This window comes from Pseudomonas cerasi, from assembly GCF_900074915.1.
In the GTDB taxonomy this organism is placed as follows: domain Bacteria; phylum Pseudomonadota; class Gammaproteobacteria; order Pseudomonadales; family Pseudomonadaceae; genus Aquipseudomonas; species Aquipseudomonas cerasi.
This window is the reverse complement of sequence record NZ_LT222319.1, coordinates 5,695,001-5,719,468: the sequence shown is the minus strand read 5'-3', so window position 1 is coordinate 5,719,468 and position 24,468 is coordinate 5,695,001. Positions and strand designations below refer to the sequence as shown.

The window sequence follows — 24,468 nt, the reverse complement described above, 5'->3', positions numbered from 1 at the left end:
CCCGAATTCGCCCTTTGGCAAACGCGGCCGTGCGATGACGCGAACAGTTCGCACAGGAGCAATCCATGCAGCATGAAAGCCCGACGAGTGGCATGAACATGTCGGCCCTGAGGCGTCACAAGCAACGTCTGGATCTGGCCGACGAGAGCGTGGCCATCGAAGTGCCGGGCCTGAATCTGTTCTATGGCGACAAGCAGGCGCTGTTCGATATTGCCCTGAATATCCCGAAGCAGAAGGTGACCTCGTTCATCGGTCCGTCCGGGTGTGGCAAATCGACGTTGTTGCGCTGCTTCAACCGCATGAACGACCTGGTCGATGGTTGCCGGGTCGAGGGTGCGATCAACCTGTACGGGCACAACATCTACACCAAGGGCGAGGAAGTCGCCGAGTTGCGTCGCCGCGTCGGCATGGTGTTTCAGAAGCCCAATCCGTTCCCCAAGACGATTTATGAAAACGTGGTCTACGGGCTGCGTATTCAGGGGATCAACAAGAAGCGCGTGCTCGATGAAGCTGTCGAGTGGGCGCTGAAAGCCGCTGCGCTCTGGGATGAAGTCAAGGATCGACTGCATGAGTCGGCATTGGGTTTATCCGGGGGGCAGCAGCAGCGTCTGGTCATTGCCCGAACGATCGCCGTGGAGCCGGAAGTCCTGCTGCTCGACGAACCCTGTTCGGCACTCGATCCGATTTCGACCCTTAAAGTCGAAGAACTGATCTACGAACTGAAATCGAAATACACCATTGTGATCGTTACCCACAACATGCAGCAGGCGGCTCGGGTGTCGGATTACACCGCGTTTATGTACATGGGCAAGCTTGTCGAGTTTGGTGATACGGATACCTTGTTCACCAACCCGGCAAAAAAACAGACAGAAGACTACATCACCGGTCGTTACGGGTAGTACGTGCTTCGTCAGCCCTGAACCACCGCTGCGTTTTCGCAATTAACCGGACGTTCCAAGGACACCCAGCATGATCCACAAAGACAGCCATACGCATCACATTTCCCAACAGTTCAACGCTGAACTCGAAGACGTTCGCAGCCATTTGCTCGAAATGGGTGGCCTGGTCGAGAAGCAGGTGAACGATTCGGTCACAGCGCTGATCGAGGCAGACTCCGGTCTAGCCCAACGTGTTCGCGAGGTCGACGACCGGATCAATCAGATGGAGCGCAGCATCGACGAGGAATGCCTGCGCATTCTGGCTCGTCGTCAGCCTGCGGCGTCCGACCTGCGCCTGATCATCAGCATTTCCAAGTCGGTGATCGACCTGGAGCGCATTGGTGATGAAGCGACCAAGATCGCGCGCCGTGCCATCAAGCTCTGCGAAGAGGGCGAGGCACCACGCGGCTACGTCGAGGTACGTCACATCGGCGATCAGGTGCGCAACATGGTGCGCGATGCGCTGGATTCGTTCGCCCGTTTCGACGCCGAGCTGGCCCTGTCGGTGGCGCAGTACGACAAGACCATCGACCGCGAGTACAAGACGGCCCTGCGCGAGCTGGCGACCTACATGATGGAAGATCCACGCTCGATCTCCCGGGTACTGGACGTCATCTGGGTGCTGCGCTCTCTGGAGCGAATCGGCGACCATGCGCGCAACATTTCCGAGCTGGTGATCTATCTCGTGCGTGGGACCGACGTGCGGCACATGGGTCTCAAGCGCATGAAGGAAGAAGTGCAGGGTATATCGAGCGAAACCGCTAATGTTCCGGGCGACGCTGACGATAAGTAAGATTGCCTGCGAGAAAAACGCCCAGCACGCGCTGGGCGTTTTTCGTTACGCAGATCAGTATTTCCCGTCGCCTGCGGATTAAATGTCGCGGCGCAGTCAATCAATATGGCAGTTGGCTATCGGTCAACGCTATGCTTGCCGAAACAAAGGGCGTGTTGGCATACCGCAGTTCGCCTCCAGGTGAACACGCCCGCAGGAGCGTCGATGAGTAAGGTCAGTGTATTGGTGGTGGATGACGCGACTTTCATTCGCGACTTGGTCAAGAAAGGGCTGCGCAATTATTTTCCCGGGATTCATACCGAGGACGCGGTCAATGGTCGCAAGGCTCAGACGTTGCTGGGCAAAGAGGCGTTCGACCTGATTCTGTGCGACTGGGAAATGCCAGAAATGTCCGGCCTGGAGCTGTTGACATGGTGCCGTCAGCAAGACAATTACCTGAGAACCGTGCCGTTCATCATGGTGACCAGCCGTGGTGACAAGGAAAACGTCGTGCAGGCCATTCAGGCCGGTGTGACCGATTTTGTCGGCAAGCCGTTCACCAATGAACAGCTGCTGACCAAGGTCAAGAAAGCACTGGCAAAAGTCGGCAAGCTCGACGCCGTCATGTCGACAGCCCCGGCACGCATGAACTCGCCGCTCAATGACTCGCTGAGCGCATTGACCGGTGGCAAGGCCGAAGTGGTTCGTGCCGCGCCTGTTGCCGCCGCCGCTGCTCCCAAGCCAGCCCCTGCACCCGTCAGATCGGCAGAGCCGACCGGTCGCGGCCAGGGCCAGTTGCGTCTGCCCAACGGCACTCAGTCGTGTGTGATCAAGGCCCTCACCCTGAAAGACGCCACACTGGTGATTCGCGTCAGCGAAAACCTGCCACAGGTACTCGATAGCGCGGTGCTGGACCTTGAGCAGGGCGAGGAAAACGAGGTCGCACGCCTGAACGGCTATCTGCACTCTGTTGCCGCGTTCGAGCAAAAGCCCGACAGCGAATGGTTGCAAGTAACCTTCCGCTTTGTCGATCACGACGCGCAGAAGCTTGATTACCTGTCGCGTCTGATTGCTCGTGGCACGGCGCAGAAGCACTTCATCCCGGGCGCCTGATATCTGCCTCTGAGCTGAGTGGCATGCCCATGCGCGTCAGCCTTGCGCGGTGTTACACGACACCGCGTACCGAGCCTCTGGCGCGCCTTCCTTGACGCTTCATTCATGTCCGATTGATACCCTTGCGTCCTCTTCTGCCTGCAAGGCTGCTAGGCTTTGCACCCAGTGCCCTTGAACCCGAACATCTCCGATGCTTGAACGCCTGCTTATCCTGTTTGCCCTGACGTTGACTGTGCAGTCGGCCGGGGCTGTCACGATTTATAAATTCACCGATGCCAATGGCGTGGTGTCCTTTTCGGACCGGCCGACGCCCGGCGCATCGGTCATGGTGTTTCGGGACCGCATGGTCGAGCGTATCGACGGCCAGGTGCACTTGAGTGTCAGGCGTGAAAAGGGCGTACACAGCCTGTATGTGCGCAACGATCTGTACGCCCCGGTCGAAGTCGAACTCAGGCTTTCCAGTGTGACCAACGTGCTGGGGGTCTCTGGCTCGTCGGCAACGTTGCGTCGCACGATCCCTGCGCGCAGCAACCAGCGCGTGGTGGTCTTGAGCCCCAAGGTGGGGAGCAAGCCGATGAACTACGCCTCGGTGCTGACTTCAACCCTGGGTGATCCCAAGGGCTCGGTGCAAGCCTATAAATACCCGCTGCCTTGGATTGGCGGGCCGTTTCGCCTGACGCAGGGCCCGAATGGCCGATACAGCCATTACGGCGTCAAGGGGCGCTATGCAATGGACATCGCCATGCCGGAGGGCACGCCGATCATTGCCGCGCGCGGCGGCACGGTGGTGAAGATCGAAAACAGCCAGTCAGGGCGCGGCTCGAATGCGTCAGGCAACTTTGTGCGCATTCTGCACGACGACGGCACCATGGGCGTCTACCTGCACCTGATGCGCGGCTCGGTGAGTGTCAGGGAAGGTCAACGGGTGAGTGTTGGAACAGCGCTGGCACGTTCGGGCAACACCGGCAACAGCACCGGCCCGCACCTGCACTTCGTCGTGCAGCGCAACTCGGGCAACGAACTGGTCTCGATCCCCTACGAATTCGCCACACCGGTACAGAGTCTGCCCAACTTCGCCGTCGGCGGGAATTGAGGGGGAGCTATTCATAGCTCCACGCCCTGCGTCCGCCCTTGGGCAGGCGGCGCTGATCGGGTCAGTCCAGCTTCAGTACCTTGGCCAGAACGATTTTCGGGCCTTTCATCTTTTTGATGATGATGCGCAGGCCTTCGACTTCCAGCTGTTCCTCTTCTTCCGGCACACGCTTGAGCGTGTCGTAGATCAGACCGGCCAGCGTCTCTGCTTCGATGTGATCCAGGTCGACGCCCAGCAGGCGCTCGATCTTGAACAATGGCGTATCGCCCCGTACCAGCAGTTTGCCGGGCTGATAGGCGAGAATGCCGCGTTCAACCTTGCGGTGTTCGTCCTGGATGTCGCCCACCAGCACTTCGAGCACGTCTTCCATGGTCAGGTAGCCCACGATCTTGCCGTCGGCTTCTTCTACCACGGCGAAGTGCGCGCCACCCTTGCGGAACTGCTCGAGCAACTGTGACAAAGGCATGTGCCGGGAAACACGTTCCAGCGGGCGGGTCAGCTCGGCGAGGTTGAACGACTCCGGAATATGGTCCAGCGCTGCCAGCTCCAGCAGCAGGTCCTTGATGTGCAGCAGGCCAACAAACTCGCCACGTTCAGCGTCATACAGCGGATAACGGCTGAATTTGTGACGGCGGAATAAGGCGAGGATTTCCTTGAGCGGCGCATTGAAGTCCAGCGACACCATGTCTTCGCGGGAGTTGGCCCAGTCGACCACTTCCAGCTCGCCCATTTCCACCGCCGACGCCAACACGCGCATGCCCTGATCGCTGGGGTCCTGGCCACGGCTGGAGTGCAGGATCAGTTTCAGTTCGTCGCGGCTGTAGCTGTGTTCATGGTGCGGGCCGGGCTCACCCTGGCCAGCGATGCGCAGAATGGCGTTGGCGCTGGCGTTGAGCAGGTAGATGGCCGGGTACATCAACCAGTAGAAGAAGTACAACGGCGCCGCTGTCCACAGCGACAGCAGCTCCGGCTTGCGGATCGCCCAGGATTTGGGGGCCAGCTCGCCGATCACGATGTGCAGATAGGAAATGATGAAGAAGGCGGTAAAGAACGACACGCCCTTGATCAATTCCGGTGTGTCCACGCCCATCGCCGCGAGCAACGGCTCCAGCAGGTGCGCGAAGGCCGGTTCACCGACCCAGCCCAGACCCAGAGAGGCGAGGGTGATACCCAGCTGGCAGGCCGAAAGGTAGGCGTCCAGCTGGCCATGGACCTTGCGCAGGATGTGCCCGCGCCAGCCGTTCTTGTCGGCAATGGCTTCAACCTTGGTCGAGCGCAGTTTGACCATGGCGAACTCTGCCGCAACGAAAAAGCCGTTGAGCAGGACCAGGAACAAAGCAAAAAGAATCATGCCGAAATCGGCGAAGAGTGAAGACAGGTTAAAACTAGGGGAAGGGTCCATGATGGGGTTTTGCAGGGTCCGTATTAATCAGGAAGAGGGTCGTGTCACGTCAGAGAAGACGCCATGAACCCGGCAATGTAGCGGCTCGAAGCAGGATTGCCTAGTAGTCTGAATCGTCGCTCGCGGGTTTGGACAACTGAGCGCTGGCAAAGTGACAGATAAAAACACTGCCCTTGCCGAGAACACTGTTGATCTCGAGGTTGCCGCGATGGCGCAGCAGCACATGTTTGACGATGGCCAGACCGAGCCCTGTACCGCCGGTATTGGACGCGCGGCTGGTATCGACCCGGTAGAAGCGCTCGGTCAGGCGCGGCAGGTGTTTGGTCTCGATGCCGATTCCTGAATCCTGCACGCTCAGGTGCGCGCCCCGTTCGTCGGCCCACCAGCGAATACGGATCACGCCCTCGGCCGGTGTGTATTTCACGGCATTGAAGATCAGGTTGGAAAACGCGCTGCGCAGCTCGCTTTCGCTGCCCTTGAGGCGCATGTCGCTTTCCAGGCTGAGGTGGATCTGCTGGTTCTTGCTGCCCGACAGCGCGTTTGCATCGGCGGTGATGGTCTTGAGCAGTGTATTGACGACCACCGGGTGATTGTCCGACGGGTAATCGGTGGCCTCGAGCTTGGCCAGCAACAGCAGGTCATTGAGCAGCGTCTGCATGCGCCCGCCTTGCTGATGCATCTGTTGCAGCGCACGTACCCAGCGCGGATTGACCTCGTCGACGTTGTCGAGCAGCGTTTCCAGATAGCCGAAGATCACCGTGAGCGGTGTCCGCAACTCGTGCGACACGTTGGCGACGAAGTCCTTGCGCATCTGCTCCAGCTGATGGATGCGCGTCACATCGCGGACCAACATCAGGTGTTCGTTGTTGCCGTAACGGGTGATCAGCAACTGAATGCGCAGGCGATCGTTGGTTGGCGACGGGATTTCCAGCGGTTCGCTGTAGTCGCCCAGCGCAAAGTATTCCTTGAAGCGTGGATGCCGCACCAGATTGGTCACGGGTTGACCGCTGTCCTGTGGCGTCTTCAGGCCCAGCAGGGTTTCAGCGGCACGGTTCCACCACTCCAGGTTGCCATCGCTGTCGAGCATGATCACTGCATCACGCAGCGCGGCGGTGGACTCCTGCACGCGGTCAATAACGGCCTGAAGGCGGCCACGGACGCGCTGATCCCGACGTTGCAGGTGGTAGATGCTGTCGAAGACTTCGCCCCACAGACCATAACCATCCGGAGGCGGCTCGTCAGCCTTGTGGCTGCTCAGCCAGTCGTGCAGGCGTAACAGTTGCTTGAGGGTCCAGGCCAGATACAGTCCCAGCCCGGCGGCCAGGCTCAAGGCATACTGCCCACTGATCAGACCGACCAACAGGCAGGCGGTGACCAGCAACAACATGTGGCGTATCAGAGTGCCGTGCCAATTTTGATTCAATTAGGGGTAAATCCTTGTCTGGTCTGCACTGGCCATTGCCTTGCATCGACGCAGCGGTTGTCAGCTCTTGGTCGAGAAACGATAGCCAGTGCCGCGCACGGTTTGTACCAGATTTTCATACGCATCCCCCAAGGCCTTGCGCAGGCGGCGGATGTGAACATCGACGGTGCGTTCTTCGACGTAGACGTTGCCGCCCCATACCTGATCCAGCAGCTGACCGCGTGTGTAGGCGCGCTCCTGGTGGGTCATGAAGAACTGCAGCAGACGGTATTCGGTCGGGCCCATTTCGGCGGGTTTGCCGTCGATGGTGACACGGTGGCTGATCGGGTCGAGCAGCAGGCCGCCGACTTCGATGGGCGCTTCGCCGTCAGTCGGGCCGGCACGACGCAGCACGGCTTTGAGGCGCGCCACCAGTTCGCGGGGCGAGAAAGGCTTGGTGATGTAATCGTCGGCGCCCACTTCCAGGCCCTGGATCTTGTTGTCCTCTTCACCCTTGGCGGTAAGCATGATGATCGGGATGTCCCCGGTCAGTTCATCACGCTTGAGGCGCCGGGCCAGTTCGATGCCGGATGTGCCAGGCAGCATCCAGTCGAGCAGAATCAGGTCAGGCTTGCGGTCCACGATGATCGCGTGGGCCTGCTGAGAATTTTCGGCTTCAATACAGTCGTATCCAGCCATTTCCAACGCAACGGCGATCATTTCGCGAATTGGCGCTTCGTCGTCAACGATCAGGATGCTCCTGCCAGCCATGCTCGAACCTCTTGTCATTTAACTGTCTTGGGGCGCATTAGATAACGGAATTATTGCAGTCGTGTGACAGGTCTGAATGAGGCTAGCACGCTGACAGGCTGCGGGGGCCCGCAGGCCTCGCGATCATGAATTTATTTCAGTCGTGCGCAGGCTGGCAGTGTCGTTATCCGCGCACCGCGTAGTCGGCGACGATGCCCAGGAATATCGCCAGCCCGGCCCAGTGGTTGTGCAGGAAGGCCTTGAAGCAGGCGTCTCGCCCGCGCTCACGGGTGCTCCAGAATTCCCAGGCGAAACAGCCTGCCGCTGCCAGCAGGCCGATGTAGAAACACGCGCCCAGTTCGAAGCGCGCACCGGCCAGTATCAGGCAGCCCAGTGCCAGCCCTTGCAGGGTCAGGATGATGACCCGGTCGGCATCGCCGAACAGTACTGCCGTGGATTTCACGCCGATTTTCAGGTCGTCGTCGCGATCGACCATGGCGTAGTAGGTGTCGTAGCCCACCGTCCACAGCAGGTTGGCGATGTACAGCAACCAGGCTGCAGCGGGCAACTCGCCGGTTTCGGCGGTGAAGGCCATCGGCATGCCCCACGAGAACGCAGCACCCAGCACCACTTGCGGGTAATAGGTGTAGCGCTTCATGAACGGATAGCTGGCCGCCAGGGCGAGACCGCCGAACGACAGCCAGATGGTCGTCGCGTTGGTAAACAGCACCAGCACAAAGCTCAGGCCGACCAGCACCGCAAACAGCACCAGCGCTTCCCTGGAGCTGACTTTGCCGCTGACCAGCGGACGTTGCTCGGTGCGTTTGACGTGGCCGTCCACCTTGCGGTCGGCGAAGTCATTGATCACACAGCCTGCCGCCCGCATCAGAAACACGCCGAGCACAAAAATGAACACGGTCTGCAGCGAGGGCGCGCCCTTGCCTGCAATCCAGACCGCCCACAGGGTCGGCCACAGCAGCAGGTAGACGCCGATGGGCTTGTCGATGCGTGTCAGCTGGATGAAGTCCCAGGCGCGCGGGCTCAGACGATTGAGGGATTTGAGGAGGGACAGGTACATCAGGCGTGGTCCTTGTCGTGGATCGCAGTGCACAGGGCTGGCAGGAAAACTTCGGCGACCAGCACGCTCAATGCGCCGCGATCGAATCGCGAGCGGCGTGCCCACAGTCCGCGCGCTGCGTCGGCAGCGGGTAGCCAGGCCTCGGGGTAATGACACACCTCAAGTGTGCCGCGCACGAACGCCGGGTCGCTGAACAGCAACTCACCCAGAGAACGAGTGCCCAGCTCATCCATATTCAGGCCGCCATCCTGCAGGGCGCTACGGGCGGCGACGCTGCGCGCGAACACCCAGTGGTTGCCGTTGCCGCGCAAATACACCTCGCGCACCCAGCCCTCGCCAGCCTCTGGCAGGCCCAGCGCCAGGCACTCGTCAGGGCGCAACAGCTGCCAGCCTTCAAACTGCGGAAATACGCTGAAACGACCATCAGACAAACGGTCCAAGCGGCGAGAGAGGGAGTCCTGATTGAACAACCACTCGAGCATTACCGGGTCCGGCACGTCGATCAATTGCTCGCGCTCAAACCAGACAGGGCCAATGAATGCGGGGGATTGCTGGGTCACGGTAAGCCAGTTCCGGCAGCCAACGAGGCCGCGAGCTTAGCATGATTGCCGGTCTCGACCGACGGTCGGTAGAGCCTGAGTTATAGAATCAGACTTGCATCCGCGCCTGTCGATCAGTACAACGCCCCTTCAGAAGACGGCAACCGACCGTCGTACGCTATTGAGCCTGATAAACGAGAGAACCTGACATGAAGAAATGGCAATGCATCGTCTGTGGCCTGATCTATAACGAAGCCGATGGCTGGCCGGATGACGGAATTGCGCCCGGCACCCTCTGGCAGGATGTGCCGGAAGACTGGCTGTGCCCGGATTGCGGCGTGGGCAAGATGGACTTTGAAATGATCGAAATCGGTTGATTGCTGCCTGCAGACAAGGGCTGGCAACAACGAGCACCAGGCACAGTGAAATAGGGAAGAACAATGAGCGCACCTGTCGTCATCATCGGCACCGGCCTTGCGGGGTATAACCTTGCTCGGGAGTTTCGCAAGCTGGACGCAGACACGCCGCTGCTATTGATCACGGCCGATGATGGCCGTTCCTACTCCAAGCCGATGCTCTCTACCGGCTTTGGCAAAAACAAGGAAGCCGACGGCCTGAGCATGGCTGAAGCCGGCGCCATGGCCGATCAGCTCAAGGCCGAGATCCGCACGCACACGCGCATCAGCGGGATCGATGCCGGGCACAAACGCCTGTGGATCGGCGAAGAGGCGGTGTATTACCGCGATCTGGTGCTGGCCTGGGGCGCCGAAGCCATTCGTGTACCGGTGGAAGGCGATGCAGGCGACGCGATTTTCCCGATCAACGATCTTCAGGATTACGCCCGTTTCCGTGCGGCTGCGTCGGGCAAGCGTCGGGTGCTGATTCTCGGCGCAGGGCTCATTGGCTGTGAATTCGCCAACGACCTGATCCTGGGCGGCTATGAAGTGGATCTGGTGGCGCCGTGCGAACAGGTCATGCCGACCCTGTTGCCCCCTGAAGCGGCGGCTGCGGTGAAAACCGGCCTTGAAAGCCTGGGTGCACGTTTCCATCTGGGGCCGGTGCTGACCCGTCTGAATCGCAATGGTGGGGGCCTGCAAGCGCACTTGTCGGACGGGCAGGTGATTGACTGCGATCTGGTGGTCTCAGCCATCGGCCTGCGTCCTCGCATCGAGCTGGCCGCTGCTGCCGGCCTGCAGACTGGGCGCGGCATTCTGGTCGACCGCCTGCTGCAAACCTCCCACGCCAATATCCATGCGCTGGGTGATTGCGCTGAAGTCGATGGTCTCAACCTGCTCTACGTGATGCCGTTGATGAGCTGCGCTCGTGCCTTGGCCCAGACGCTGGCCGGAAACCCGACCTCAGTCAAATACGGGCCCATGCCGATCACCGTGAAGACGCCAGCCTGCCCGCTGGTGGTTTCGCCGCCGCCGCGTGGCAGCGATGGCCACTGGAGCGTCGAAGGGCAGGGCGCTGATATCAAGGCGCTGTGTCACGACGCCGACGGCCATCTGCTGGGCTATGCCCTGACAGGCGCTGCGGTTATGGAAAAACTCGCACTCAACAAGGTGCTGCCCGCGTTATTGGCGTGATTTCTCGTCATTTTGTCGGATTGACCCCGTATTTCTGCCAATAAACCGCGCTCATGCACTGGCGCGGGTCAGTTCGGCATGCCATCCTCGGTCGTGTCTGCCGCTACGTAGAGCTGTCGCGGCGCCTTGTGGCCGTTGTTTTACAAAAGCGGCGCGGGACATAAAAACAAAAAACCGTAAAAGAGGCTTCATATGCGTAAACCAGAAGTTGCAGCCGCCATCGCTGAAAAGGCGGATCTCACCAAAGAGCAATCCAATCGCGTTCTCAATGCCATCCTTGAAGAGATTACTGGCGCACTGAACCGCAAGGACAGTGTCACGCTGGTAGGTTTCGGTACTTTTCTGCAACGCCACCGTGGCGCCCGCACTGGCAAGAACCCTCAGACCGGGGAGCCGGTCAAAATCAAGGCAAGCAACACGGTTGCCTTCAAGCCGGGGAAAGCCCTGAAAGACAGCGTCAACCCTTGATACCCCGGTGTGCGCCTCGGCGGGAGGCGCAAGACCCACAGGCGGGCACACCAATCGGATTGGGTGCCCGTTTCTTGTTTCTGCCGTATGACGCCGATGATGCCTCTCGCTCCCTGTGAGAATTGTCCTACTCCATTGCGTGTAATTGCCTTCCAAAGCCCCAGCTTTGCCTGACTTTTTCTTGTTGCTGATTCCCTTAGAGTGCCGCCCCTGCTGCACCCCTTCAATTACTCTTGGGAAATCCAGAATGAAAAAGCCATGGAAGTTTGCTGCTGTTGCGGCTCTGATCGCCACAACCAGCGGTTGTGTGAGCTACAACGTCAGCCAGCCAAGCGCGCCGCTGGAAGGCACGGTCAAAACCGACCTGAAGGCTGACGTCAAGGTTGGCGGCACCATCAGCGGCGAGTCGTCCACCAACGTGCTGTTCAATTTCCTGAGCTTCGGCGGCGATAATCAGTTCGCCGACGGCGTGACCTACGGTGGCGCAGCTGGCGGTGGCGGCCTGGGTCTGGCGTTGCCTGATCCTGTCTCGACGACCAAAGCGGCAGCTGCCTTCAAGGCGGTTAAATCCTCCGGTGCCGACCTGATTGTTGCGCCGCGCTACGAAGTCAGCGTCAAAGACTACTTCATCTTCAAGAAGGTCGATGTAAAGGTCACGGGTAACAAAGGCAGCATCAACAGCATTCGTTGATGTCAGTGTGATGCTGCTCCCCACGCGGAGCAGCATCCTCATATTCGAGGGCTGTTTTGTGCCGATCTCCCTCGAAATCCATTTTTGTCCTACAGGTTTTGCGCCGATAACCCGCTACACTGCTACGCCGATTCCGAGTCGGAACCCGCGTGTTCAGAGGCCGTGTATGAAATTTCGTTTCCTGTTGTGGATGGTGGGCCTGCTGATGGCCCGCGCCAGTCGTAACAATCCGGCGTTCCAGCAGCAATTGGCTGGCAAGGACCTGACCTTTCAGTTGCAGACTGCAGATGGCAAGATTTCACGTCACTTCGTGGTCCATGATCAACGGGTCCGCAGTGCAAGTGGTACGGTTGCAGAGCCGGCCTTTGCCATCGTGTTTCGTGATGCAGCCTTTGGCTTTGATACTCTCCAGGCTAAGAACAAGCAGCTGGCGTTCATGAAGGGCATTCAGGACAAGGATATTCAGATCAAGGGCAACCCGGCCCTGGTGATCTGGTTCCAGGGCCTGGTCAAATACCTCAAACCGAAAAAGAAAGCAGCCTGATCACGGCAGCTGCAGCCCGCCTGCAGCCTTGTGCAACGCCCTCAGGTGCTCCGACACCTGTTTGAGGTTGGCTTCGTTGGCGGCAATCTCTTTGGCGCGCTCAGGCTCCAGCAGGGCCCTCACTTCCTTGTCGAGATCACCGGTCAGACGCTTGAGCTGCTTCTGGCGCTGACTGCTTTCTGCTTCAAGGCGCTGCCATTCTCCTGCCTGTGGCAAACCGTACCCGTCGCTGCCCAGCAGCTCGGCAGGCCGACTGAGGAACCCGCTGCTGGCGAGGATCTCCTGCAGCGTTTTGGTGGCGTTGGAAACCTTGCCGTCTTTCAACTCCCGTGCACCCAGATAGCTCTGTTTCACTTCGTCCTGGGCCAACAACAGTTGCCTGCGCAGGCTGGCCTGCTCCAGCAGCAGAATCGCAGCGCTGGTACGCAGATCGGCTTTAGCGAACCACTGGCTGCGTTCACTGGCGGGTAGCGCCATCCAGTCTTCCACGCTGTTCTGTTTGATCGGCAGGTGCTTCTTCAGCACTTCGAACATCGCCTGATAGCGATCCCGGTAGGAGTCGAACCGATAGCCCAGACGCAGCGCTTCCTTGGGATCGTCCAGTACGCTGGTGTCAGCCAGCCCGCGGCCTTCGAGGACTTCAAGCAAACCGTTGGGCAAGATGCTGTCCAGGCCGACGAGCTTGGGGTTGTGCGTACCGGCGCGCAACAGCTTCAGGTTTTCAACGGCGCAGTTGTTCGAGAGGAAGTAGTAGTTGCCGTCGTAGCTCCAGTGCATCTCGGCGGCGTGCTGCACGAGCCCTTCTATTTCCGGACGCGACAGCTTGATTGGTACCGACGCCAGGCTGCGCAGCTCGGTTTTGGTGTATTCATCGATGACCTGCGCCAGTGGCAGGACGAACAGGCGCGACGGGTAGGCGCCCATCAGGCCGTCCCAGCTGGACAACTGCACGTCGCCAACAAACGCCCGGTATGACAGCACCAGGTGCTGATCAAGGTCCAGTCGGCAATCCGGACCACGCGGGCGGCCGGGTTTGCAAATCACCAGGCGCAACATGCTGTGGCCCCAGCGGCTTGCCCAGTTCTGGTTCGCCTCGGCCAGTAGATAATCCACCGCATACACCCGCTCCGGGTCCAGCTTGCCCAGTGGCTCTCGGCCGAAGTCGCTGCCGGCATTCAGGTAAGGGTAAAACGTCGGGCATTCATTATGGGCTGCAGGTGCCCAGCCAAAACGCTCCTTGTAATAGGCATACAGGGCAGGGCGACGGCAGGCGTAGGCCGGATCGAGGAGGAAGTACTCCATGTTCACCGCCACGAACTCCAGCGGGCTGGTGGTTTCGTAGATGTCCGGGCTGCGGGCGACCTGGCCGTTATGTTCCTCGCGTTCGCCACGACGTCCGACATATTGCTGCCAGCCCGCCAGGTCCAGCAAGCGTGGATCGTCACTCAGGGTGAAGCGTCGCTCGGTCTGGCCGCGGCAGTCGTCAGGCAGACCGACCTTGCCCAGTGAACTGCTACGTGATGTGCAGCGAAAAATCGCCGCTCGCTCGCTGGGAGACCACAGGCGGGCGCGGTCGTAGACGTGGGTCAGCTCGTGCAGGACAGTAGCGAGCAACTCCCGGCGCACCGTACCGTGTGGCCGGCCCGTCTGGGCGGTGGCTGCCGAGCCGTCCGTCAAGGACGTCAGCAGGTGGCTGTTGAGGTACAGCTGATAGGGACCGGCGGCCTGACCGTAGGCGTTCTGCGGCATGTCAGCGGACCAGCTCACCTCGACGGTGCGGTCCAGTGCTGCGACGAAGCTGGGCGGTAAGGCGTGCAGGGCTTCGTCGAGCAGCGCCTGGCTGGCTTGTTGTTGGGGCGCATCGAGGCCGTCGGTGTGCAGTTCCAGCTTCAGGCTGGCAAAGGCATGCGTACCAACCAGCGACAGCGCGCCAGCAAGCAGCCAGGCGCGAAACCGCCTCACAATGCGAGGATTGCTTCAGCCAGGGTCTGATCGCTTGCATCACGCGCTTCCGGCACGCGGCTACGCAGCGTGTCGAACGCAGCATCCAGTTGGGCACCGTGGATATCACCACCGGTAGCAACGTAGCTGGCAGCATCGTCCTTGGCCTGGAGAACGACCTTGGAGTCGCGGATCGATGTGGTGGTGTCGGAAGTGAAATCGATGGTACGGCCGAACGCACGAACGATGATGTTGCTCGTGGCCACAACAGTCTGGGCCTGGGCAAAATCGGCCAGCAAGAGCAGGCCAAGGGAAGCAGCAATCAGCGGGGTACGCATGTAGTGACGTCTCCAGTTACGCGAAGAGGGGAAAGTGGCTATTGGACGAGGATTGCCTGCGCCAGTTCAAGGTCGCTGGCATGAAGTTTTGCATCTGCCTGACGCAGGGCGTGCAGCGCTGACTCAAGCCGGGCGCCACGCATTTCTCCGTCGCTGGCAATGAATGCAGCCGCATCGTCACGGGCAGCCATGATCAGTTTGTTATCGAACGGTCCTGTCGAGACCTGACTGGTGGCATAGGCGGTCTTGACCAGGCCTTGCGTGGTCGTATCGAACGCTTGAACCTGACTGACGTACATCAGGCTGGCAAAGGGAGCGATATACAGAAGGTGCACTAAACGCATGACTTTCACGAACCGGCAAAACAGGCTCCAAGGCTAGCGCAATGCGCGGGCCAGAGCTACCCCGGCACGTAGCCGGGGCGCAGCGGTCAGATGGCCAGAATGGCCTGAGCCAGCTGGCTGTCGCTGGCTTGCAATTCAGGCAGGACTTGGCGGATATGCTGCAAGGCGCCTTCAAGGCGGGCGCTGCGGATGTCGCCGGAGCTGGCCACGAAGCTGGCGGCGTCGTCACGGGCGGCAAGAATGATCTTGTCGTCTTTCAGGGACGAGGACACGTTGGAGGTCGCGCGGGTCGATGCATTGACGGCATCGACCACTGCGTCGGTGGTGACGATGAAGCTGGAGGCGTTTGCACCGGCTGCGGCGGTCAACAGAAAGACAGCGCCAAGGTTACGTAGCAGAGACATGATCGAGTTCCGTTGTGGAAAAGTGGGCACATACTGCCTGCGAAGCCGAAGGGCTGAGGTAGAGCGCTAGACTATCCCACCCATACTGCAGTTGTCATGAAGGTCGACGGTTTCGGCTTACACAGTTTGCAATATTTGATGACTGTACCTGCCGTATTTTGATTTTGTTAAATCTGTACTGGTTTGGCGGGCGCGCTCTGAATCTGCCCCTGAAACGACAAAACCCGTCTCGGTTGCCTGAGACGGGTTTTGTATGAAGCAATTCGGGTTGCTGGTGGGAGACCTAGAGGTCAAGGACCAGCGGGCGCATGTTTAGCGCCAGAACGGCTTGCTCAGCTCTTCATAACGCTGGGATTCGCTGATACCGGCGTCAGCCAGCAGGCGTGCATCCAGACGGGCCAGCTGGTGGCGGCTGGACAGGCGACGCTGCCAGAGCATCAGGTTGGCGAATACGCGCAGAGGCAGAGAGGCTTTTGCGGTGGTAACGGTGCTTTCGCTGAACAGATCGGAACTGATTGTACGTTCCATGGTGTGACTTCCTTCCGCTTGTGGCGGGATAAGTGAGTTGCTTGACTGGTGCCCATTTTCCTCGCGTGCGTCCAGCTTCCATAGACACAGTTCACCTGTATTGTGAGGGTTCAGTTAACTGTGATTGGACACTGTTTTGTTCATAAATGGGGCAACTGTACCGGTCTGCACTTTATGAGTGCATTTTGTGGTCGATTGTGGTGATTTTGACCTTTCAAGGCAGTTTTATGACCGGTACAGCAGTACAGTTTTTCCATAAGCCCTTGGGTGCCAGCTGAAAGTGAATCGGAAAAGCGCTTGCTCACTTCCAACTGTCCTGTTCAGGCTGGCAGCATGCGCCCGGTTTCTTCCAGGTTGATGTGCCAACTCAGTGCTTCGCGCAGGATGTGCGGGGTATGTCCGCCCACGGCGCAAGCGGCACTGAAATAGGTGTTCAGCGCATCGCGATAATCCGGATGCACGCAGTTATCGATGATCACTCGCGCACGTTCGCGTGGCGCCAGACCGCGCAGGTCCGCCAGGCCCTGCTCGGTGACCAGGATGTCGACATCGTGTTCGGTGTGGTCGACATGGCTGACCATCGGCACGACGCTGGAGATCGCGCCACCTTTGGCGATCGATTTGGTGACGAAGATCGCCAGGTGCGCGTTGCGCGAGAAGTCCCCGGAACCGCCAATGCCGTTCATCATGCGAGTCCCGCAGATGTGGGTGGAGTTCACATTGCCGTACAGGTCGAACTCCAGCGCGGTATTGATCCCGATGATACCCAGGCGACGGATCACCTCGGGGTGGTTGGAGATTTCCTGCGGGCGCAGTACCAGCCTGGATTTGTAGCGATTGAAGTCGGCAAAGACCTCAGCGTGCTTGGCCGCCGACAAGGTCATGGAGCTGCCCGAGGCAAAGGTCAGTTTGCCTGCATCGAACAGGTCGAATGTCGAGTCCTGCAGCACCTCGGAGTACATCGTCAGGTCGGTGAAGGGAGACGCCAGCAGGCCGTGCATCACGGCGTTGGCAATGTTGCCTATCCCGGCCTGCAATGGCATCAGCTTGTCGGTCAGCCGGTCTTCGCGCACTTCTTTCTTGAAGAACTCCACCAGATGATTGGCAATGGCCTGAGTGTCGGCGTCAGGCGGCGTTACCGTGGAGGGCGAGTCAGACTGGTTGCTGATGACAATGCCGACTATTTTTGCCGGATCGATCTTCACCGCGTGGCTGCCGATACGCGAATCTGCCTCCAGGACTGGAATCGGCAGGCGTGTCGGTCTGTAGCTGGGTATATAGATGTCGTGCAGACCTTCAAGCTCGAGTGGCTGTGACAGGTTGATTTCCACGATGACCTGTTTGGCCAGGATGGCAAAGCTGGCCGAGTTGCCCACGGAGGTGCTCAGCACCAGATGGCCCTCTTCGGTGATCGCCACGCATTCGATCACGGCCAGGTCCACCGCCTTGATCTGCCGATTGCGCAGCAGCTCGACGGTGTCGGACAAATGCTGATCGATGAACATCACCGTGCCGTTGTTGATCGCCTTGCGCAGCGTGCTGTCGACCTGAAAGGGCATGCGCCGGGACAGTACACCGGACTCGGTCAGCTGCTTGTCCAGGTCATTGCCCAGACTGGCGCCGGTCATCAGGCTGATTTTCAGCGGCGTCACTTTGGCGCGCTCGGCCAGCGCGTGGGGCACAGCCTTGGCTTCGCCTGCACGGGTGAAGCCACTCATGCCGACGGTCATGCCGTCTTCAATCAAGGCGGCAGCGTCGGCTGCGCTCATAACCTTGCTCATCAGGGAGGGCCGGCGGATACGGTCACGGTACATGGGTCTGTCTCGTAGATAGAAGCGAACGACAAGTCTAGAGCCTTGGCCGATCTTCGTCCTGCTACCAAGGTCGCATTTGACCGCTCTAATTAGCGGGTTCCAGCGCAAAACACTGTTACGCGGAATGTAAAAAGCCCCGGTCGCCAAGCGAGCCGGGGCTTCAATGGAGCGGGGTCAGGCTAGGCGTTTTCGACGGCCTTCACCATGTCCTCGATCACCTTTTTGGCGTCTCCGAACACCATCATGGTTTTATCCAGGTAGAACAATTCGTTATCCAGACCCGCGTAACCACTGGCCATCGAGCGTTTGTTGACGATGATGGTCTTGGCCTTGAACGCCTCCAGGATGGGCATCCCGGCGATAGGGGATTTCGGATCGTTCTTGGCGGCCGGGTTGACCACGTCGTTGGCACCGAGCACCAGCACCACATCGGCCTGACCGAATTCGGAGTTGATGTCGTCCATCTCGAACACTTGGTCGTAAGGCACTTCGGCTTCGGCCAGCAGCACGTTCATGTGCCCAGGCATGCGTCCGGCCACCGGGTGAATGGCGTACTTCACGGTGACGCCGCGGTGGACGAGCTTCTCGGTCAGTTCCTTGAGCGCGTGCTGGGCGCGAGCCACTGCCAGGCCGTAACCGGGCACGATGATCACCGTGTCGGCGTTGGTCAGCAAGAAGGTTGCGTCGTCTGCCGAGCCGGACTTCACCGGGCGTGCTTCCTTTGCACCCGCCGGGCCTGCCGAGTCCGTTGCGCCGCCGAAGCCGCCGCCGATCACGTTGAAGAACGAGCGGTTCATCGCCTTGCACATGATGTAGGAGAGAATCGCGCCCGAGGAGCCCACCAGCGAGCCCGCGATGATCAGCATCGAGTTGTTCAGCGAAAAGCCGATACCGGCGGCTGCCCAGCCTGAATAGCTGTTGAGCATCGAGACCACTACCGGCATGTCGGCCCCGCCAATCGGGATGATCAGCAACACACCGATGACGAAGGCCAGCGCCAGCATGATCGCAAAGGCAGTGAGGCTGCCGGTGAACATGAAGGTCAGGCCGAAGAACAGCGTGGCCAGGCCAAGGACCAGATTGAGCGTGTGCTGGCCGGAAAACTGTACCGGTGCGCCTTGAAAGAGGCGAAATTTGTACTTGCCCGAGAGTTTGCCGAAAGCGATGACCGAACCCGAGAAGGTGATCGCACCGATGGCTGCCCCGAGGAACAGCTCCAGACGGTTGCCGGCCGGAATCGCATCGCCCAGATTGCGAACGATGCCCAGTGATTGAGGCTCGACGACTGCAGCGATAGCGATGAACACCGCGGCCAGGCCGATCATGCTGTGCATGAATGCCACCAGCTCCGGCATTTTGGTCATCTCGACTCGCTTGGCCATGATCGAGCCAGCGGTTCCGCCCACCAGCAGGCCGACTACGATGTAGCCGATCCCCGCGCTGGTCCCTTCAGCGGTAGACAGTGCCGCGAGCTTGAAGACCAGGCCGATCGTGGTGATGACCGCCAGGCCCATACCGAGCATGCCGAACAGGTTGCCACGGCGCGAGGTGGTCGGGTGCGACAAGCCTTTGAGTGCCTGGATGAAGCAGATCGATGCGATCAGGTACAGCAGGGTAACCAGATTCATGCTCATGACTTGGGCGCCTCATCCTTTGCCTTGGGGGCCTTTTTCCTGAACATTTCCAGCATCCGCCGAGTGACCAGAAACCCGCCAAACACGTTCACGGCTGCCAGTGCGACCGCCAGCGTGCCCATGGTCTTGCCCAGCGGTGTGACCGTGAGCGCGGCGGCTAGCATGGCACCTACGATAACGATGGCAGAGATGGCATTGGTGACCGCCATGAGTGGCGTGTGCAGCGCAGGCGTGACGTTCCAGACCACGTGGTAGCCGACATAAATCGCCAGTACGAAAATGATCAGGTTGTAGACGCCGGGGGAAATCAGCTCTTCCATTGGTGTGTCCTCAGCCGTTCTTGCGGACAACTTGTCCGTCGCGGCACATCAGGCATGCGGCGACGATGTCGTCTTCGAGGTTGATCGAGAATGTGCCGTCCTTGTCGAACAGCAGCTTCATGAAGTCCAGCAGGTTGCGGGCGTAGAGCGCCGATGCATCGGCGGCGACCAGAGCGGGCAGGTTGGTGTGGCCGACGATGGTCACGCCGTGCTCGACAACCACTTGATCGGCAACGGTCAGCGGGCAGTTGCCGCCTTGTGCAGCGGCCAGGTCAATCACCACCGAGCCGGGCTTCATCTGCGCCACGGTTTCTGCGCCGAGCAGCACCGGGGCTTTGCGGCCGGGAATGAGTGCGGTCGTGATGACGATGTCCGACAGTTTCGCGCGCTCATGCACGGCGGCGGCCTGGCGTTGCATCCAGCTGGCCGGCATAGGGCGCGCGTAGCCGCCAACGCCTTCGGCGCATTCGCGCTCTTCGTCGGTCTCGTAGGGCACATCAATGAATTTCGCGCCCAGCGACTCGATCTGCTCCTTCACTGCCGGGCGCACATCCGAAGCTTCTACCACGGCGCCAAGTCTTTTGGCGGTGGCAATGGCCTGCAGGCCGGCAACGCCTGCGCCGAGGATCAGCACCCGGGCAGCTTTGACGGTGCCGGCAGCGGTCATCAGCATAGGCATGAAGCGCGGGTAGTGATGCGAGGCGAGCAGTACTGCCTTATAGCCCGCAATGTTGGCTTGCGAAGACAGCACATCAAGGCTTTGCGCCCGCGATGTGCGCGGCGCGGCTTCCAGGGCGAACGCGGTAATGCCACGTGCGGCCATCTTGCCGATCAGTTCGTTGTTGAAGGGGTTGAGCATGCCGATGACCACCGAGCCGCTTTTGATCAGGCTCAGCGCCTCTTCGTCAGGTGCGACGACCTTGAGAATCAGTTCGGCCGCATAGGTCTGGTGCGTGTCACCGATCACCGCGCCAGCAGCCTCGTAAGCGCTGTCTGGAACGCTGGCATGAAGGCCTGCGCCGCTTTGCACCGTAACCCGGTGACCCTGGCTGATCAGTTTTTTGATGGTTTCCGGAGTAGCAGCTACCCGGGTTTCGCCCGCTTGTGTTTCGAGAGGAACGCCAATGTGCACGACAAATCTCCTGCGCGATTTTTTATCGTTCGTATGTAGGCCAGTGCACTACGGCTGGTGCGTCTGGCTTGGCCAATCAGCACACCCCTTTGCAGCAGGGGCGGGGCATTTTGCAGGCGAAGTTTGCAGGCTTCAATACATTCTGTAACGAAACTATAGGTGAACTACAAGTCACACTGTGACCTATTGTCGCACTTATTCGACAGGGCCCTTTGTCTGTATGGGTTGCGGCGATATTCCTTACGAAAAACAGGTGATAAAAGTTTTTCTGCCGAAAATCCGATAAATGCGCCGTATCGACCTATAGACCCTATAAATAAAGGGTTATGTCCCGTTTTCTGTGCGCGATCTGAAGTTACTTAAGGGCGACATAAGTTTATATCTGTAGGTGCCAACAGCTATGGGCTACCTGAGATATTGGTCGGATTTTTCCTGGGGCAACTGGTAAGTCCTGGCCTGTTCGATTAGCCAGTCACGAAACGCAGTCAGCGATGCCGATTCAACTTTGCGCTCAGGAATCATCAGGTGATAGGCCTTGCTGCCGGGCAGCGACCGAGTGTTCGCGATCACCAGACGCTTTTCCTGCAGTTCGCGTTGAATGAGGAAGGGGGGAATCAGAGCAATGCCCATGTCATGCATGGCCGCCTGCGCCAGCATCGAGAACAGCTCGTAGCGCGGACCGGTCATGTCGCGTGCGACATCCAGATCCTGCGCATTGAATCATTGGCGCCAGGCGTAGGGCCGGGTGGTCTGTTGCAGCAGCGGCAGTTCGGCCAGTTCACGTGCTCCCAGACTGTCGCGACCTTCAAGAAAAGAGGGGCTGCAGACCGGCATGGAGTTTTCGCTCATCAGTCGATGCGACTGGGTGCCGGACCAGTCGGCATCGCCAAAATAGATGGCGGCATCGAAGTCGGTGTCGGCAAACAGGAATGGGCGGGTGCGGTTGGTCAGGTGGACCGTGACGTCGGGATGCTTGTGCTGGAAGTCCTTCAGGCGCGGCAGCAGCCATTGAGTGCCGAAGGTCGGCACCACGGCGAGCTCGATGGCATTGGCGCCTTGTTGGCCCATGACCGACAGTGTATCGCGCTCGACCGCGTCCAGTTGCTGGGAAACACGACGGCTATAGGAAAGCCCGGCTTCCGTGAGCTTTACGCCCCTGCGCTAACGCCGGAACAGCTCGACGCCGAGAAACTCTTCCAGCCCGCCGATTTGCCGACACACGGCGCCTTGCGTGAGGGACAGCTCATGAGCGGCCTTGGTGAAGCTCTCGTGGCGGGCGGCTGCCTCGAAGCTGACCAGTGCAATCGTGCTGGGTATCTTGCGTCTCATGTACTTTCTTCTCACTGGTATTTTTGTTTTGGAGCGCCTTTCTGTGCCTCGGAGTGAGAAATTAGCACACATGCTTGATAAAACCTCGTTTGTCGCTGGCATGGGCCAGGACTAGGATCACTGCAGGATTTCATCTGAACGCGAGGAACTGGCATGAGCGGTAAGGCAAGCTTTAACTGGATTGACCCCTTGTTGCTGGATCAACAGCTCACCGAAGAAGAGCGCATGGTCCGCGACACGGCCGAGCAGTTCGCCCAGAGCAAGCTGGCCCCGCGCGTGCTGGAAGCATTCCGTCACGAGAAAACCGACCCGGCCATCTTTCGCGAGATGGGCGAGGTGGGGCTCTTGGGGGCGACCATCCCGGAAGAGTTCGGTGGCAGCGGTCTGAATTACGTGTGTTATGGGCTGATCGCGCGTGAAGTCGAACGTATCGATTCGGGCTACCGTTCGATGATGAGTGTGCAGTCCTCGCTGGTCATGGTGCCGATCAACGAGTTCGGTACGCAGGCCCAGAAACAGAAGTACCTGCCCAAACTGGCTTCTGGCGAATGGATCGGTTGCTTCGGCCTGACCGAGCCCGATCATGGGTCCGACCCTGGGGCGATGATCACCCGCGCCCGGAGCGTCGAGGGTGGTTACCGCTTGAGCGGCAGCAAGATGTGGATCACCAACAGCCCGATCGCTGATGTGTTCGTGGTGTGGGCCAAGGACGATGCCGGCGATATCCGCGGTTTCGTTCTCGAAAAAGGCTGGGCAGGCCTGAGCGCTCCGGCCATCCACGGCAAGGTCGGTTTGCGCGCATCGATCACCGGCGAGATCGTCATGGATAACGTGTTCGTGCCCGAAGAGAACATCTTCCCCGACGTGCGCGGTCTGAAGGGGCCGTTCACCTGCCTCAACTCGGCACGGTATGGCATTTCCTGGGGCGCGCTGGGTGCTGCAGAATTCTGCTGGCACACCGCGCGGCAGTACACCCTGGATCGCCAGCAATTCGGCCGTCCGTTGGCGGCCAATCAGCTGATCCAGAAGAAGCTGGCAGACATGCAGACCGAAATCACTCTGGCCTTGCAGGGTTGCCTGCGTCTGGGGCGCATGAAGGACGAAGGTACGGCTGCCGTGGAGATCACCTCGATCATGAAGCGCAACTCGTGCGGCAAGTCGCTGGATATCGCGCGCATGGCTCGCGACATGCTGGGCGGCAATGGCATCTCGGATGAGTTCGGCATCGCCAGGCATCTGGTCAACCTGGAGGTTGTGAATACCTACGAAGGCACGCACGACGTGCATGCGTTGATTCTGGGGCGTGCGCAGACCGGCATTCAGGCTTTCTATTAAGGAGGGCTGATCATGGGCGCGCTTTCGCATATCCGGGTGCTCGACCTGTCGAGAGTCCTGGCCGGGCCATGGGCCGGACAGATCCTTGCTGACCTTGGCGCCGATGTGATCAAGGTCGAGCGCCCAGGGGGCGGCGATGACACTCGCTCATGGGGGCCGCCGTTCCTTCAGGATGCTGCGGGGCAGAACACTACCGAGGCGGCCTATTACCTGTCCGCCAATCGTAATAAACAGTCAGTCACTATCGACTTCACGCGCCCTGAAGGGCAAAGGCTGGTGCGCGAGCTGGCGGCGAAGTCCGACATCGTGATCGAAAACTTCAAGGTCGACGGGCTGGCGGCTTACGGGCTGGATTACGAGTCGCTGAAGGCGGTCAACCCGAGGCTGATCTATTGCTCCATTACCGGCTTTGGGCAAAGCGGGCCGTATGCGCGGCGTCCGGGTTACGATTTCATGATTCAGGCGCTGGGTGGCTTGATGAGTCTTACCGGCTTGCCCGATGGTGAAGAGGGTGCGGGGCCGGTGAAGGTCGGCGTCGCATTGACCGACATCCTGACGGGTCTGTATTCGACGACGGCCATTCTCGCCGCTCTGGCCCATCTTGATCAAAGCGATATCGGCCAGTACATTGATATGGCGCTGCTGGATGTACAGGTGGCCTGTCTGGCCAACCAGGGCATGAACTACCTGACTACCGGAATAGCGCCCAAGCGTTTGGGAAATGCTCATCCCAACATCGTGCCCTATCAGGATTTTCCCACTGCCGATGGCGACCTGATCCTTACTGTCGGCAATGACAGTCAGTTCAGGAAGTTTGCCGCTGTGGCGGGGCAGCCGCAGTGGGCGGAAGATCCTCGCTTCCTGACCAACAAGCTGCGAGTGGCTCATCGTGCCGAGCTGATTCCTTTGATTCGCCAGGTGACAGTGTTCAAGGCCACTGCCCAGTGGGTCAGTGAGCTGGAGGCAGCCG

The 24,468-nt window shown here is 59.6% G+C and carries 25 protein-coding genes and 1 pseudogene (1 of these 26 running past the window's edge); 11 read left to right on the top strand and 15 right to left on the bottom strand.

Annotated features, from left to right (window positions below; genetic code table 11):
• The first annotated feature begins 65 nt into the window (after positions 1-65).
• The 4 genes from pstB to PCPL58_RS27830 all read left to right on the top strand — a co-directional run bounded on the left by pstB (position 66) and on the right by PCPL58_RS27830 (position 3,916).
• Positions 66-899, top strand: coding sequence for a phosphate ABC transporter ATP-binding protein PstB (gene pstB / locus PCPL58_RS27845; RefSeq protein ID WP_003401255.1), 834 nt, complete (start codon positions 66-68; stop codon positions 897-899).
• Between the two features lie 70 nt (positions 900-969).
• A complete protein-coding gene (gene phoU / locus PCPL58_RS27840; protein ID WP_002555887.1) occupies positions 970-1,731 on the top strand; it encodes a phosphate signaling complex protein PhoU in 762 nt (253 codons plus the stop codon).
• Positions 1,732-1,935: 204 nt separating this feature from the next.
• On the top strand, positions 1,936-2,823 hold the full coding sequence (locus tag PCPL58_RS27835) for a response regulator (RefSeq protein WP_003432838.1): 888 nt from the start codon (positions 1,936-1,938) through the stop codon (positions 2,821-2,823).
• Between the two features lie 190 nt (positions 2,824-3,013).
• The gene (locus tag PCPL58_RS27830; protein WP_003367990.1) at positions 3,014-3,916 is read left to right on the top strand and encodes a peptidoglycan DD-metalloendopeptidase family protein; all 903 of its coding nucleotides are present in this window, start codon (positions 3,014-3,016) and stop codon (positions 3,914-3,916) included.
• A gap of 61 nt (positions 3,917-3,977) precedes the next feature.
• Here the strand turns inward: PCPL58_RS27830 and PCPL58_RS27825 are convergent, their stop codons facing one another.
• The 5 genes from PCPL58_RS27825 to PCPL58_RS27805 form a co-directional block, all read right to left on the bottom strand.
• A complete protein-coding gene (locus tag PCPL58_RS27825; protein ID WP_003367992.1) occupies positions 3,978-5,318 on the bottom strand; it encodes a hemolysin family protein in 1,341 nt (446 codons plus the stop codon).
• 100 nt (positions 5,319-5,418) lie between these two features.
• On the bottom strand, positions 5,419-6,705 hold the full coding sequence (phoR, locus tag PCPL58_RS27820) for a phosphate regulon sensor histidine kinase PhoR (protein WP_232002964.1): 1,287 nt from the start codon (positions 6,703-6,705) through the stop codon (positions 5,419-5,421).
• 96 nt (positions 6,706-6,801) lie between these two features.
• The gene (gene phoB / locus PCPL58_RS27815) at positions 6,802-7,491 is read right to left on the bottom strand and encodes a phosphate regulon transcriptional regulator PhoB (RefSeq protein WP_002555882.1); all 690 of its coding nucleotides are present in this window, start codon (positions 7,489-7,491) and stop codon (positions 6,802-6,804) included.
• A gap of 163 nt (positions 7,492-7,654) precedes the next feature.
• Positions 7,655-8,548: a 4-hydroxybenzoate octaprenyltransferase gene (gene ubiA / locus PCPL58_RS27810; protein WP_054082248.1), complete on the bottom strand. Its 894-nt coding sequence runs from the start codon at positions 8,546-8,548 to the stop codon at positions 7,655-7,657.
• Complete coding sequence (locus PCPL58_RS27805; RefSeq protein ID WP_065350928.1) at positions 8,548-9,108, bottom strand: chorismate--pyruvate lyase family protein; 561 nt, start codon at positions 9,106-9,108, stop codon at positions 8,548-8,550. The genes ubiA and PCPL58_RS27805 overlap by 1 nt, the downstream gene beginning before the upstream one ends.
• Before the next feature lie 188 nt (positions 9,109-9,296).
• On the opposite strand from PCPL58_RS27805, the gene PCPL58_RS27800 reads away from it, so the two are divergent.
• From PCPL58_RS27800 to PCPL58_RS27780, 5 genes are all read left to right on the top strand, one after another.
• A complete protein-coding gene (locus PCPL58_RS27800) occupies positions 9,297-9,464 on the top strand; it encodes a rubredoxin (RefSeq protein WP_002555879.1) in 168 nt (55 codons plus the stop codon).
• 63 nt (positions 9,465-9,527) lie between these two features.
• Entirely contained in the window at positions 9,528-10,676 is a 1,149-nt protein-coding gene (locus PCPL58_RS27795; RefSeq protein WP_065350927.1) for an NAD(P)/FAD-dependent oxidoreductase, read from the top strand.
• Between the two features lie 192 nt (positions 10,677-10,868).
• On the top strand, positions 10,869-11,144 hold the full coding sequence (locus PCPL58_RS27790; RefSeq protein ID WP_003316110.1) for an HU family DNA-binding protein: 276 nt from the start codon (positions 10,869-10,871) through the stop codon (positions 11,142-11,144).
• A 247-nt stretch (positions 11,145-11,391) separates the two neighbouring features.
• Positions 11,392-11,835 carry a hypothetical protein gene (locus PCPL58_RS27785; RefSeq protein ID WP_003432842.1) on the top strand — a complete coding sequence of 148 codons (444 nt, stop codon included), beginning with the start codon at positions 11,392-11,394 and terminating at the stop codon, positions 11,833-11,835.
• Positions 11,836-12,001: 166 nt separating this feature from the next.
• On the top strand, positions 12,002-12,379 hold the full coding sequence (locus tag PCPL58_RS27780; RefSeq protein ID WP_065350926.1) for an SCP2 sterol-binding domain-containing protein: 378 nt from the start codon (positions 12,002-12,004) through the stop codon (positions 12,377-12,379).
• Here PCPL58_RS27780 and PCPL58_RS27775 read toward each other — a convergent pair whose 3' ends face one another.
• From PCPL58_RS27775 to PCPL58_RS27730, 10 genes and pseudogenes are all read right to left on the bottom strand, one after another.
• The gene (locus tag PCPL58_RS27775; RefSeq protein ID WP_054082245.1) at positions 12,380-14,341 is read right to left on the bottom strand and encodes a DUF7844 domain-containing protein; all 1,962 of its coding nucleotides are present in this window, start codon (positions 14,339-14,341) and stop codon (positions 12,380-12,382) included.
• Complete coding sequence (locus PCPL58_RS27770; RefSeq protein ID WP_003368012.1) at positions 14,338-14,658, bottom strand: DUF2388 domain-containing protein; 321 nt, start codon at positions 14,656-14,658, stop codon at positions 14,338-14,340. The genes PCPL58_RS27775 and PCPL58_RS27770 overlap by 4 nt, the downstream gene beginning before the upstream one ends.
• A 38-nt stretch (positions 14,659-14,696) precedes the next feature.
• Positions 14,697-15,002 (bottom strand): DUF2388 domain-containing protein, encoded by a 306-nt coding sequence (locus tag PCPL58_RS27765; RefSeq protein ID WP_003368014.1) that lies wholly within the window; start codon positions 15,000-15,002, stop codon positions 14,697-14,699.
• Positions 15,003-15,088: 86 nt separating this feature from the next.
• Complete coding sequence (locus PCPL58_RS27760) at positions 15,089-15,406, bottom strand: DUF2388 domain-containing protein (RefSeq protein ID WP_065350925.1); 318 nt, start codon at positions 15,404-15,406, stop codon at positions 15,089-15,091.
• 312 nt (positions 15,407-15,718) lie between these two features.
• Entirely contained in the window at positions 15,719-15,934 is a 216-nt protein-coding gene (locus PCPL58_RS27755; RefSeq protein WP_002555870.1) for a DUF1127 domain-containing protein, read from the bottom strand.
• Positions 15,935-16,254: 320 nt separating this feature from the next.
• On the bottom strand, positions 16,255-17,748 hold the full coding sequence (locus tag PCPL58_RS27750; protein ID WP_065350924.1) for an acetyl-CoA hydrolase/transferase family protein: 1,494 nt from the start codon (positions 17,746-17,748) through the stop codon (positions 16,255-16,257).
• A gap of 179 nt (positions 17,749-17,927) precedes the next feature.
• Complete coding sequence (locus tag PCPL58_RS27745) at positions 17,928-19,382, bottom strand: NAD(P)(+) transhydrogenase (Re/Si-specific) subunit beta (protein WP_003432845.1); 1,455 nt, start codon at positions 19,380-19,382, stop codon at positions 17,928-17,930.
• Positions 19,379-19,702, bottom strand: a complete 324-nt coding sequence (locus tag PCPL58_RS27740; protein WP_002555867.1) for an NAD(P) transhydrogenase subunit alpha part 2 — start codon at positions 19,700-19,702, stop codon at positions 19,379-19,381. Before PCPL58_RS27740 ends, PCPL58_RS27745 begins: the two co-directional genes overlap by 4 nt.
• Positions 19,703-19,712: 10 nt before the next feature.
• Complete coding sequence (locus PCPL58_RS27735; protein WP_003368022.1) at positions 19,713-20,834, bottom strand: Re/Si-specific NAD(P)(+) transhydrogenase subunit alpha; 1,122 nt, start codon at positions 20,832-20,834, stop codon at positions 19,713-19,715.
• A 405-nt stretch (positions 20,835-21,239) separates the two neighbouring features.
• A pseudogene (locus PCPL58_RS27730) lies at positions 21,240-22,163 on the bottom strand (LysR family transcriptional regulator).
• A gap of 153 nt (positions 22,164-22,316) precedes the next feature.
• Here PCPL58_RS27730 and PCPL58_RS27725 point away from each other — a divergent pair.
• Both PCPL58_RS27725 and PCPL58_RS27720 read left to right on the top strand, forming a co-directional pair.
• Positions 22,317-23,498 carry an acyl-CoA dehydrogenase gene (locus PCPL58_RS27725; RefSeq protein ID WP_003368026.1) on the top strand — a complete coding sequence of 394 codons (1,182 nt, stop codon included), beginning with the start codon at positions 22,317-22,319 and terminating at the stop codon, positions 23,496-23,498.
• Positions 23,499-23,507: 9 nt separating this feature from the next.
• A protein-coding gene (locus PCPL58_RS27720; protein ID WP_173926092.1) for a CaiB/BaiF CoA transferase family protein crosses the window boundary here: on the top strand, positions 23,508-24,468 show its 5' portion. 263 nt of this gene lie beyond the right edge of the window; 961 of the gene's 1,224 nt are visible here — the first part of the coding sequence; it begins with the start codon at positions 23,508-23,510; the stop codon falls past the right edge of the window.